Source organism: Marinobacter sp. UBA2498, assembly GCF_002341575.1.
Taxonomy (GTDB): Bacteria; Pseudomonadota; Gammaproteobacteria; order Pseudomonadales; family Oleiphilaceae; genus Marinobacter; species Marinobacter manganoxydans.
In genome coordinates this window covers 15757-26981 of sequence record NZ_DDOI01000035.1, presented here as the reverse complement: position 1 = coordinate 26981, position 11225 = coordinate 15757, and the positions used below count along the sequence as shown (strand labels likewise).

Genomic DNA, 11225 nt, shown 5'->3' with positions numbered 1-11225 from the left:
ACATGACCGCCAAGGTGTTTTTTGATTTGGGCACCGTGGAGTTCCCAGGCCATGCAGACTTCACCGCCCGGCTGAACCTGCCCAAAACCGCCGCCTTTGAGGAACTGCTGGGCAAAAACGGCCGCGCGCTGGACCAGAAAGAACTCGCCGAATGGCTGGAAGACTGGGCACCCCAGCTGAAAGTGACCAGCGAAACCGGCGAGCCGCTGAACCTCGCCGCCGCCGTGGGCGCCGTGCGCCGCATCACCATCGGCGCCAAATCCGAAAGCAGCAGCGAAGAACGCACCTTTGGCGGCCGCCGCAGCGTCATGTCGGAAGTGGAAGCCCAGAACAAAGACACCCTGCCCGCGTTCGTTGAATTCACCTGCGAACCCTACCACGGCCTGCAGGAGCGCACGTTCCGACTGCGGGTGAGCCTGATCACCAGCGAAAAGCCCCGCCTGGTGATGCGAATTGTCCGCCTTGAGCACCACCAGGAGGAAATGGCGAAAGAGTTCCGGGAGCACCTGGAGCACGCGCTGGATGGCAACCTGGTGGACACCTTTGTGGGGAAATTCCAGGCCTGACCGATCGCCCCTGCGGGGGCGCATCCGCGAGTGCTTTCACGCAGAGCCCTGGCGGATGCTACAAAGGAGAACAGCACCATGGGATACTTACAAGATCCGAAGTTCAACGGCAAAGCGACTCTCTACCGAACCCCGGAAGAATGGGAGGCCATGCAGCGGAAGAAACAGGAGGAGTCCCGGCACCGCTACCAGAACAATCCCCTGGCCGCAGCCACCAAACTGTACCAGATCGCCCGAACCGACACCGGTGGAGGCCGCGCAGCAAGCGCCCTGCTGCTCTCCCTTTGGAACGACGAATACGCGGCTAACCTGCGAGACGTCATCTCCAGCTTGGATATCGACAACACCGAAGCCGCGATTGCACTGCTGAGCACACTTGGCCCAGGCCACCACCTGGAGCGGTACCTCACCCAAGAGCAGATCATCGAAATCATCGAGGTATGGGGCACTACCCACGAACGCGCCAGGGTGTACCGATGATCACCGCCCGCCTTAACCGACTGGTCCTAGCATACCGCAGAGCCAAAGCCCTGGTCGGCGCTGCAAATCAAGGCAAGGCTTTGCTCGGCCCGGCTCTGCGCTGGTGCCACAAGATCCGGCAGGCCATTAAAGCAGAGCTGATGGTGGTGGAAGCAGTGATCAGGCCGGAGCGACTTTTACACAACCGACCGCAGATCATTCCAAACCCCACACCGGCAAGCGCAGGGCTGGAACACAACCGATTACAGAAAAACAATGCAGGAATAGTAACGAATAATACAGATAGATTGACCGCGAATAGGCGCAGTGCCTATACTAGACTCGTCGCTGCAAAATCAGCGGCCGGGTTTGGCGACCCGAGCTTCAAAGGAGAGCACACCGCATCTCCATTCGAGTCTGCGGTTTTTTTGTGCTCAGTGCATGGCACGCCAAGCGTTATGGGGCGGGCCGTGTGGGAGGCCCTTCGGGGCCTGCCGGTTACCTTTGGCCGGTTCGCCAACCCGCGCGGTCCCGCCCTCCCTGTTTGGCGACAGGTAGGCGGGTTCCTTAACCGAACAAAGGAATCATGTCATGCATAACCACACCCAAGGTGCGCCCGCACCGTCCGTGTTTCACTTTTCCTCTACCGATCTCCGTGTTCTCCTGATCAACGAAGAGCCTTGGTTCGTCGCAGCCGATGTTTGCCACGCCTTAGCCATAGTCAACTATAACGATGCCGTACGGAATTTGGACGACGATGAAAAGGGGGTCGGTACTATCGACACCCTTGGTGGGAAGCAGAAAGTAAGCATCATTAACGAAGCCGGCCTTTACTGCCTGATCTTCAAATCCCGCAAACCCGAAGCCAAAAAATTCAAGCGCTGGGTTACCCACGAAGTTCTGCCGGCTATCCGCAAAACAGGGAGCTATGGCGTTTCCGTCTGGCAGCAGCCGGATCGCGCCTCTTACAAGCTCCGCCAACAGCTCTCCGACACCATCCAGTCGGTGACCGTCGGTTTCCGGGGCAAGGGCGCGGCCTACGCCATCAACGAACGCATCCGCAACCACTTCGGCGTGCGCCGGATAGAAGACCTCACCGCCCAGCAGGCGCAGGACGCCATCTTCATGGTGAAGCAGCTCCACGACGTGACCATGCGCTGGATTCGGGCGGTCAACAAGGCGGAGAAAGACTTTATCCGTCAGGTGCTCAAAGACGAGGGCGGCCCCAACCTCAGCGCACCCACCCTGGTCTGCCTGGACATCGACGCCCAGGGCATCGTCACCCCATTGCAGCATCCCGAGCTGAAAAAGCTCCAGAAAGCGAACCGCGGCATGCACGACATGCTGGCCCTGTTCCAGGACGAGGAAGAATGATCATGACAAAGGCAACCCAACAACTCACCATCGAAGACATGAACGAAATCCTCTGCACCCGTGCGGAGGAAGTCTTTCTGCTGTGCATGCTGATCACCCGCAGGGGGCTGGCCCATGCCTTCTGCAGTTTTTCAGGCCATGTGTCGATGCTCGACAGCAAAGTTCACCCAATCGACAGCCGCTACAAATCCGACAATTATACGGAATCCGTCGCCGAACTCCGCGTCTGGACCTCCCCGGAAGAACACTTCAACCCTGAAAAGGAGTTCAATAAGTCCATGGAGGAACTGAACACCTACATCAGCTATCTGAATTACATCATCGAGAAGGGAGAGCCGATCACCACCAACAACATGGCAGCCTGACTGATGATAGCACCAGCACCACAGAAGGGCGGCTTTCTGGCAAGGAACGCCGCCCTGCTCTGCCAGGACAGCCAATTCAGGCTGTACCTGGACAGACGCAGAGCCGCGAAATTCAACCTGTTAATCCCGGACGGCACCCATACAGAGGAAGACGCCCGGGAGTTCATCCTGCAGGCTTGTGGCATCAAGTCCAGGGCGGAGCTGGACCATAACCCACAAGCCGCAACGGTTTACCGGAAGATCAGGTATCACTACCAGGCTTGGCTGAATCGACAGCGGCGCCGGCAAGCTCTGCGATCTCGGTAAACAGGTTTACGCAGGCCTCGGCAACTCTGTTCGAGGCCACACCAGTGGCCAAAACCTTCTGCAGAAGCGATCCACTATTGGCAATATCGCCGATGGCTGCCAAAGCATCTTCGCAAGGGACTCCAACATTGTACTTCTCATCCGTCTGCATCTCTGTACTCCACTGAAATTCAATAAAAATTTGTGGCCACACAGATAAGCTACAGGAAGTCTTCAAACACGCAATCGATATTTAACAATGCATTACATTTGGAGTCCGATGCTATTCAATCAGAGGTAAGCCAGCTTGGAGAGGCATTCCTGCCTCTCCTTTTTACTGGGGCCGATATTGCCAGCCGTCATATTTATCGTGAGGCTCACTCTGACTCAGGTGGGTATATCGCTGCAGAGATGACCAGGTAGTGTGCCCGCTCACCCCAGCAACCCTGGGAATATCCCATCCCCGCTCGAATAGCCAGCTGATGCACTCATGCCGCAGATCATGAAAATGCAGATCCTCTATGCCCAGGAACTTGCACCACTCCGTAAATCGGGCACTGATTGATTTGGAGTTGAATGGAAAAATCCGATCCTCGGTTCTTGGTTGACGCTGAATGATCGCCCAGGCCTCATCAGTCAGGTAAACACGACGGTTGTTGCCGGTTTTATGGCTTGGGTGCTTCATGTCCGGCACAACAACGCTTTGTGTTCTGGCATCCAGGTCCGCCCACCGGATTCGGGTTATTTCATCCTGTCGACGGGCAGAGAACAGCGCGAAGAGGATAATCTCGGTCATGGGGATTTCGCGCCGAGATGCCGTACTTTCGCCATATTCCAGCAGTGCCTCCAACTCATCAAGAGTCGGTCGACGATTCCGCTGTGCCGGCTTACCCACCAATCGTTCACGGCGGCAGGTCTCAGCCGCATCGTTGAGCGCGTCGAGCGCGGCCGGTATTCCCCAAGCGCTTCGGGCCGTATTGAAAACACCTCGAAGCCAAATCAGGTCATTGGCAGCGGTCTGCGGCTTGACCGTTTTCAGCCGCCCCATAACATGCGCCACAAAATCCTGACTGGTGACCTCCACGGCGTCGAGATTTGCCAGGTCGTAACCCTGCAGGCGCTCCATATCCCTGGACTTGCTACGGCCAAAGCCGGCGCCAAACTCAATCTGGTACCGGTTAATGAGATCACCAATGGTAATACCCCGATGCCGTACCTTGTCCAGCGCTCCGGGCTCCTGGAGCTCCAGCTCCCGCCGGACAGCCCAATCCTTCGCCAAAGCCTTACGGTCAAAGGTTCGGCTTTCACGATATACTATCTTCCCTTTCCGCTTTATTCGTATGGCCGCGCGGTACGACTTGGTACCATCGGCACGAGTTCTAACAGTAATGGTAGGCACGGTGCTCCACACTCCCTGTTCCGGTGCTCCAAACCGTTTTTTGGAGCACTTTTGGAGCACCGATACTACAAAAAAGGTAAAAAACGGGCAATAAATGATCTATATTGGTGACGCAGAAAAGACAGGAAATTCCGCGAGAAGCGGCGTAAAACCTGGCTCGGAGCCCTCCCGCCGCTTCTGCGTGGCCCCGATGATGGATTGGATAAACACTTATATTTTATCTTTAAAATACAAATAGTTACAAGAAAAAAGAGCAAGCTAGGAGCACTATAGGAGCACCCAAAATACTTTTTACCGAATTTGACACACGATTCTTGTTATCTCAGGTACGATCTGCCGAAAAGGAGGTCTATATGATATGAAATGGACTCTGCTCATGCTCGCTCTACTCCCCTCCACCCTCATCTACGCCGCTGTGTATCAGTGCACGGTGGACGGCCACACGGCTTTCTCGGATCAGCCGTGCGGTTCAGACGCAAGAGAGCTCGACCACAAGCCAGCACCTGCCATTGGCGGCAGATTCGATACCGGAACAAATGTTGAGTTCTACAAGCCAGACAGTTCACCCAAGGCCCAAAAAAACGACCCCTGCCCATATATCAACTCCACCCGGTTGCGGAGGCTTATCATCCAGAACAAGATTACTCGCGGTATGAAACCGGCGGATGTTCGCAGATCCTGGGGACCACCAAGCAGCATTAATACAAGCGGCCGCTCAACTCAGTGGGCCTACCACTATCCAGGCGGCTCATCGAGCTATGTATATTTCAGGAATGGCTGCGTTTCAGACTGGAGCAGCTATTACCGGTAACGGAGTTACGGAGGGGCCTATGCCGTTCAAAATATCCAAGAACCACTACCCTGCCCTACGCATCATCGCGACCTGGAATAAAATAGTTGGGATTGTCGTAGGGGTGCTACTGCTATTCATAGGGATTATTCAACTATTCGGAGATAATGATAAATCCTCAGCTATTTGGATCGTGGGCGCAGTTGTTATCGTCATATTTTCTATTGCAATAGCAGAAAGCATACTTCTGTTTCTGGACATAGAGGAAAACACCCGCAAGTCCGCCAACCACTTGGAGCAGCTTGTGAAGCTGACCAAACAACGTGATGTCAAAGCCTCCAGGGCACTACATCCTAGTCATCCAGAACCCAAAAAAACCACGGCGACACCTCGAAAGGCAACCGCAGAACAAACAAAAACGATTGTTAATTTGATCCATAGCCTCCATCATGACGGACTCTCTTTTGAAGATATCGCTCAAGAGCTCAGGTCCGAGGGCATTCCAACACTAGACGGGAAATCCTACTGGACTGCTGACTCCGTGGCAGCAGTACTAAATAGCCGATAAGAGAATCGACAGACATTGACAATCATATCCGCTCGCACACTGCCCAGCGGATGCGACACCTGCCCAGTGGTGTGACTGCCGGGAGAGACTGGCTCAGTCAGATGATCTGGTCCACTCCATTCAGCTCCGGAGCCGGCCCTTCGATGACGCGGCCACGGATGTATACATGGTCGCCAACCTGGGCATCCCCACGTACCCGAACCCGGGCGCCGGTCATCAGCTCGACGGTCGCGCCATCTGCGTGCACAGCGATGACACGCCCCTTGTCTCTCGGCTCCGACGGCAGTACTCCGATCAGTCTGCGGTACAGGTTACTCATGGGTCTCGACTCCGATCGTTTGCCACAGCTCCGGGCGGTTGTGGCTGATGTTCAAGCTGCGCACGAGGCCCCTTCGGGTATTCCCCTGCTCCAGATACTCAACGAGGGCGCCCGGCCGGATGATGCCGGTCTCTGGCAGTACCGGCAGGCGGAGGCTGATCCGCGCTTGCTTGCCGGTGTCTCCCAGAACTGCCAGCCCTCGCTGGCGGGTCATGACCGGATCAGTGGCCAGCTCATCCACAATGGTGGGCGCCGGGTTCGTGCCACCGCTGTCACCGATGATGATGCGGTCTGCCCGGCCCTGGTCGCCACCGTGTACCCATACGGCGTTGTACTCCGGCTTTTCCTGCCACTCGATGCCTTCCACTTCGACCACATCCTCCGGCAGCTGGATATCCGGCGTTGCGCTGCCCCAGTTCCAGGGCGCCACGGGGTACCGGGGCAGTATGCGCAGCACCGGATCCGTATCATGCCCCTGCACGTATGCCCCGCCCGCTTCCGCGATGCGCTTGGCCGCATCGATCCAGGTTCCACTGTGTGACCAGATCCCCGCCGGAATCTGCCAGTCTTCGATCTGCCAGTCCAGGGTCCATCCGATCGGCACACCGTTCAATGTCAGCGCCTCCGCCAGCGCCTGCTGGGCGGTCATGGCCGTGGCGTTGGTGTACTGGATCACCGGAGCGATGGGGTCGGCGAGGAATGCAGCCCGGCCCCGGCCCGACACTCGCAGCCAGCTCTCACCGAACCGGCGCTCACGCTGGATGCTTTCGACCAGCACCCGCAGGGGCTCGCCGTTGATGGTGGCGATCAGCTCAACCCTGGTACTGCTGTCCGGGCGAACCTGGGACAGTGCGCTGCCAGGGATTCGGGCCGACCAGCTCCATGTCCAGCTGTCTGCGTCGATGCTGGCGCTGAATTCCTCCGCCGGGACTGGAGTGCCGTTCAGTTCTGTCAGGGTCACGCTGTTGATCACGGTATAAATCTCCCTGATCGGGATGATGATGGTTTGTTTTCCGGAGTCAGGGCAGCCAAATACCAGCGTGGTCGTGCCGTCCTGACGGCGGCAGAACCGGAATACGCCGCCATCATCCGGGGATGGGGGTTCTGGCTCCACCGGGGGTGGCCAGGTGGCCAGACCCGGCGGCGGATGGATGGCGTGGGTATGCCGAACCTTCAGACGCAGAGACAGCAGGGCGCCCTGGCCGGATCGAATCGTGATCACCCCGGCCACCGGGACACCCTGCTGCTCGGACAGCGCCCGGAAGGTCCTCAATTTCACCGTGTCCGCATAGCGCTGGCGGACGTGTGCCCGCAAACGGATGCCGTGCTGGTGCTCTGTGACAAACGCCTGCCGGATCTTCACGGACTCGGAATGCCGGACCTGGGTTGCGTGCCCACCCAGGCGTTCGCCATGCTGGTGCATGATCCTACGACCACCGAGCATCCGTATGGACTGGGATTGCTGTATGCCGATCCACCGATGCAGCGGCAGTGCCTGCCCGTCTCTGATGGCCGCCGCCGAGTATGCGCGGCGCATCTCCTGCTGCGACACGGTCAGGCCGGTGCGGCTTGGGCTGAACTCCCGCCAGCGCATACCCACAGATGCTCCATCCGCATCTGGCAGGTCAAGATCCTGGTAGCCCTCGGCATTAAAACCGAGCGATACAGCCACTGCCGGCATATCTGCAAGCAGGTTGCCACGGAGGGTCTCATCGAGGGCCAGCAGAGAGAGTGCGGGCAATACCGGGCCCGGAATCTCCGCCAGCAACTGCCCTGCGACCGTCGGCGCCGTACTCTCTCCGGTTGCTGTCAGGACAAGGGCCGGAACGTCCGGTGGCGGCAGGCTGGCCGTCAGAGTGCCGGGGACGGTCGGGTACTCGGGCGGCTCGTATCGGCCGAACTGCAGCGTAACCGGGCCCGGGGTTGGCTCTCTCGGACGCAGCAGTTCCAGGATTATGCCCGGATCCGGATAAAACCGGAGATCTACCGGGGCAGGTTCGTCATCCCGGCGCCGCCAGAGACGCAGCCTGATCACGGGTCACCCCTGAAACACGGCACTGGTGATCCGGGCAAACGCCCCTGCTTGCAGGGCGGTGTCCTGCAGCCGGATATCCCCGCCCCCGTTTTCGTCAGTGACGGTGGCATCGGCCCACCAATTGCCAGCCCCGTCGAGTATCCGGGCGCTGTTCACGGTTCCCGCCACGGTCGCCTGTCCCTCTATGGGGGCGGTGGTCTGGATTTGCACGTTGTCCGCGTCCAGAGTCACAACGTCGGCGGGCATGGCCAGCTCGGCGATCAGGGTTCCGGTGCCGGGGGCGCCCTCGAATAGTTGAACCACGGCCTCGCCGGGGCTGGCGATTAGCCGGGCATAGCTTACCTGTAGCGCTGGCAGTCGTGCGGCTTCCTGTCTTGCCGCCTCATGGGCGGGGGATAGGGTCAGGGCCATGGCTCACTCCATCGGTTCTGGTGTCAGGCCGCCTTTTATCACCGGGTCATACTCCCCGGTGTGGTCGTAGGCGATCGCCGTATACAGCCCGTCAAACAAGTAGCCTTTCTCCCACTGGCCATCCGGGCCGGATCGCACAACCCAGACATGGCTGTACGAGGGGGGAGCGAGATTCCCCGGGGCCAGACCCGACTCTTTGAGTATCAAAACCTTGCGGGGCTGGGGATTTCCGGCCGCATCGAGCACGGTTCCACGGAGTCGGTACCGGTTTTCCATCTGCGCGAGCGGGCGGGCCGCACAGGCACGAACACGGATCAGAGCGCTCATCGCCAGGGGCCCTCGATATCGATGCCAACCGTCATATCACGATTAGATGGATCACTCATTTTCACATTCATCATCGCAGGAACTTCGACTGTGCGATCAGTCACCAAATAATGATCGGCGATCACGCCGGGAAGACCGAAAACATCATTCCCACATTCGTTTGTGAAAAGGCCGGGCATGGTGCCTCTGATAGAACTGCCACCGATTACCAGAGGTGGCCCTGAGAACATATGCCCGCCTGTGGTGGGGTACGGGTATGGGCCGTTACCGCCAAGGTATCGGGGATTCGATACGCCCATAGCGCGTCGTTTATAGGCAATCTGACTGCCGGACCCATCTGCGTTTCTGGCTATATAACACCCATCACTACTCGAGCCATCACCAGCGTACTGACTCGAGGCGTAATACGGGTAATATGGACTCGACGTATGTCCGGTGATTGCACAGTTAAAAAGATCCTCGCCTGATAGCGGCACAAAATCCCCGAACTGCCACAGCGTGCACGAGTAAGATCTACTAAACGCGACAGCCAGATATAGCCAGCGATCATCGGCTATCAGAGCCCACGGCCTGGGCAGATAGCTCGAAGAAGTCTCAGCGGTAGCCCTCCAGTAACCGGACCCGAAACTCTGGGAGAGGTCATCAATATCCGTCATTCCCTCCAGACCATGCACAGCCTGTGCACTACTGCCACCGCTACTGTGATCCACCCTCAGATAAAAGCCGGTGGCATCCGGGTGGGTCGACCGGTAGGCCGCTTTGAGCGTATCCCCGAACGCTTTTTCCCAGTACCCGGGCGTCGCCCGTTTGACCGCAATATCGCCCGACGCAATTCCATCAGGAATACCCGGGCAATCGAAGGTAAATGCGGTCGGTGTGGCCCCGGTGATCCGCCAGACGTCGTTCAGCTCCGCCGGGGTTGCGCCTGAAATTTCGACAACCGCATATTTCTCAAAATCGTGTCCGCCGCTGAAATGCACGGTGGCCACGCCATTGCTGATCGTGATCTTGTCGCCATCCGGCGCAGCGGTGCCAAAGCCGTTGATCAGGCAGGCATCCAGAATGGCGATGAGGTCGCCGGCCTGGGCCATGATCTGCGGAGCTCCGGCCATTTCGGAGTGGAACCACCGCACTGTGCTGTTTTGAGGTACTGGCATTGCACTCTCCTATCAAGGTCTGTCGATGTTGCCGAGAACGTGCAGCTCACACCCATCCGCGCCGTCATCCAGCGGCTCATCGCTCTGCTGAATCGCCCGGGCGATCCAGAAATCCGCCAGCGCCCCCACGGTGTTGATGCGGACCACGTTGCCCGCGCTCCAGCCGCCACCATTGGCGGCAGCCGGGATGGTGAGATAGGGCACCCCGCCCGAGCCGTCTTCGTTTCGGGTGCGCGGATTGATGGGCGCGATGTCCTCGGTGAAGGGGCCCGTGTAGACCAGTCCGACGCGCTGGCCGATCAACTCCACTGTGGTGCTGTTGATCCAGCGCAGCACCCAGCGCTCCGTCTCCGCCCCCTCGTTGGTCACGGTAATCGGATGCGCGATGGTGTTCAGGGTGGCCGTGGCCTCGTCCCCGACCGGCACATCCTGCCAGGTGCCATCCCAGGTCTTCTGATCCCAAGTGGCCGATACCCGGGCGCGGCGGTCGCCGTGGATCAGGCAGCTGGCCACGATGGACTCACCGGCCGGGTAGTCGTGGGTCAGGGGCCGGCTCAGGGTGATGTCACCGGTGATCTGCACATCCGTGACCAGGCGCAGGTCTGCCACTGTGTGGCGGAGGGTGACCGGCATGGCAATGCCGGATACGTCTGTGAAGGTGACCTCGCCCGTCGCCCGGTCCAGGGTGTATCCATCGGTCACTGTGTTGCCGTCGGCGTCGATCACCCGCACCCAGCCCACCCGTGGGCGGGTGGTGATGATGTCACCGTTCGACACAGTCTGTGGGGCGGTTTCCTGCGGGTGCATGACCATCACGACGTCGCCCGGGCGGTAAATCGGCACCCGGCCATCTGCCGGCAGGCGCACGGCGTCGATGCCGACGATGTCTGCGTCCAAGGGTAGATAGCTCACGGCCACCGCGTTGTAGCGCATTGTGCCGGGCTGGACGAAAGTTGGCTTCCAGATCATGCCGTTTTCGTCGACGTTGGCGGGGTCGTACCAAGGCTCGGCTTTTTCTTCGGCGGTCAGGGTGCTGTCGTCCACGAGCTGGCCAAATTTCACATTGGCTGTGCCGTACTGGTAGTTGATCTGGCCGGTGGCGCGGTCACCTACAATATTGCCGTCCTGATCGGAGCTGGCGCTGATCAGCTCACCCTCGATGGTGGTCGC

The 11225-nt window shown here is 58.9% G+C and carries 14 protein-coding genes; 6 read left to right on the top strand and 8 right to left on the bottom strand.

Features of this window, described 5'->3' with window-relative positions; genetic code table 11:
* The 4 genes from B2W52_RS03615 to B2W52_RS03600 form a co-directional block, all read left to right on the top strand.
* Positions 1-566: DUF2303 family protein (locus B2W52_RS03615; RefSeq protein ID WP_286801357.1), on the top strand; the 566-nt coding region annotated here is incomplete at its 5' end.
* A 78-nt stretch (positions 567-644) separates the two neighbouring features.
* Positions 645-1046: a DUF7673 family protein gene (locus tag B2W52_RS03610; protein ID WP_286801355.1), complete on the top strand. Its 402-nt coding sequence runs from the start codon at positions 645-647 to the stop codon at positions 1044-1046.
* Between the two features lie 570 nt (positions 1047-1616).
* Positions 1617-2399 carry a BRO-N domain-containing protein gene (locus B2W52_RS03605; protein ID WP_286801354.1) on the top strand — a complete coding sequence of 261 codons (783 nt, stop codon included), beginning with the start codon at positions 1617-1619 and terminating at the stop codon, positions 2397-2399.
* A gap of 2 nt (positions 2400-2401) precedes the next feature.
* A complete protein-coding gene (locus tag B2W52_RS03600) occupies positions 2402-2764 on the top strand; it encodes a hypothetical protein (RefSeq protein ID WP_286801352.1) in 363 nt (120 codons plus the stop codon).
* 241 nt (positions 2765-3005) lie between these two features.
* Here the strand turns inward: B2W52_RS03600 and B2W52_RS03595 are convergent, their stop codons facing one another.
* Positions 3006-3221 carry a hypothetical protein gene (locus tag B2W52_RS03595; RefSeq protein ID WP_286801350.1) on the bottom strand — a complete coding sequence of 72 codons (216 nt, stop codon included), beginning with the start codon at positions 3219-3221 and terminating at the stop codon, positions 3006-3008.
* A 162-nt stretch (positions 3222-3383) separates the two neighbouring features.
* Positions 3384-4328, bottom strand: coding sequence for a site-specific integrase (locus B2W52_RS03590; protein WP_286801348.1), 945 nt, complete (start codon positions 4326-4328; stop codon positions 3384-3386).
* Positions 4329-4806: 478 nt separating this feature from the next.
* Here B2W52_RS03590 and B2W52_RS22280 point away from each other — a divergent pair, with 478 nt between their 5' ends.
* The gene (locus B2W52_RS22280) at positions 4807-5259 is read left to right on the top strand and encodes a DUF4124 domain-containing protein (RefSeq protein WP_414673469.1); all 453 of its coding nucleotides are present in this window, start codon (positions 4807-4809) and stop codon (positions 5257-5259) included.
* Between the two features lie 19 nt (positions 5260-5278).
* Positions 5279-5806, top strand: coding sequence for a recombinase family protein (locus B2W52_RS03585; protein WP_286801338.1), 528 nt, complete (start codon positions 5279-5281; stop codon positions 5804-5806).
* A 97-nt stretch (positions 5807-5903) separates the two neighbouring features.
* On the opposite strand, the gene B2W52_RS03580 is transcribed toward B2W52_RS03585, so the two are convergent.
* The 6 genes from B2W52_RS03580 to B2W52_RS03555 all read right to left on the bottom strand — a co-directional run.
* Positions 5904-6125, bottom strand: a complete 222-nt coding sequence (locus B2W52_RS03580) for a hypothetical protein (protein WP_286801337.1) — start codon at positions 6123-6125, stop codon at positions 5904-5906.
* Positions 6118-8160, bottom strand: a complete 2043-nt coding sequence (locus tag B2W52_RS03575) for a hypothetical protein (RefSeq protein ID WP_286801334.1) — start codon at positions 8158-8160, stop codon at positions 6118-6120. The genes B2W52_RS03580 and B2W52_RS03575 overlap by 8 nt, the downstream gene beginning before the upstream one ends.
* Positions 8161-8163: 3 nt before the next feature.
* Positions 8164-8571: a hypothetical protein gene (locus B2W52_RS03570; RefSeq protein ID WP_286801331.1), complete on the bottom strand. Its 408-nt coding sequence runs from the start codon at positions 8569-8571 to the stop codon at positions 8164-8166.
* Between the two features lie 3 nt (positions 8572-8574).
* Complete coding sequence (locus B2W52_RS03565) at positions 8575-8898, bottom strand: hypothetical protein (protein ID WP_286801330.1); 324 nt, start codon at positions 8896-8898, stop codon at positions 8575-8577.
* Positions 8895-10055 carry a hypothetical protein gene (locus B2W52_RS03560; protein ID WP_286801328.1) on the bottom strand — a complete coding sequence of 387 codons (1161 nt, stop codon included), beginning with the start codon at positions 10053-10055 and terminating at the stop codon, positions 8895-8897. Before B2W52_RS03560 ends, B2W52_RS03565 begins: the two co-directional genes overlap by 4 nt.
* A gap of 12 nt (positions 10056-10067) precedes the next feature.
* The coding region (locus B2W52_RS03555) for a hypothetical protein (RefSeq protein WP_286801327.1) at positions 10068-11225 on the bottom strand (1158 nt) is incomplete at its 5' end.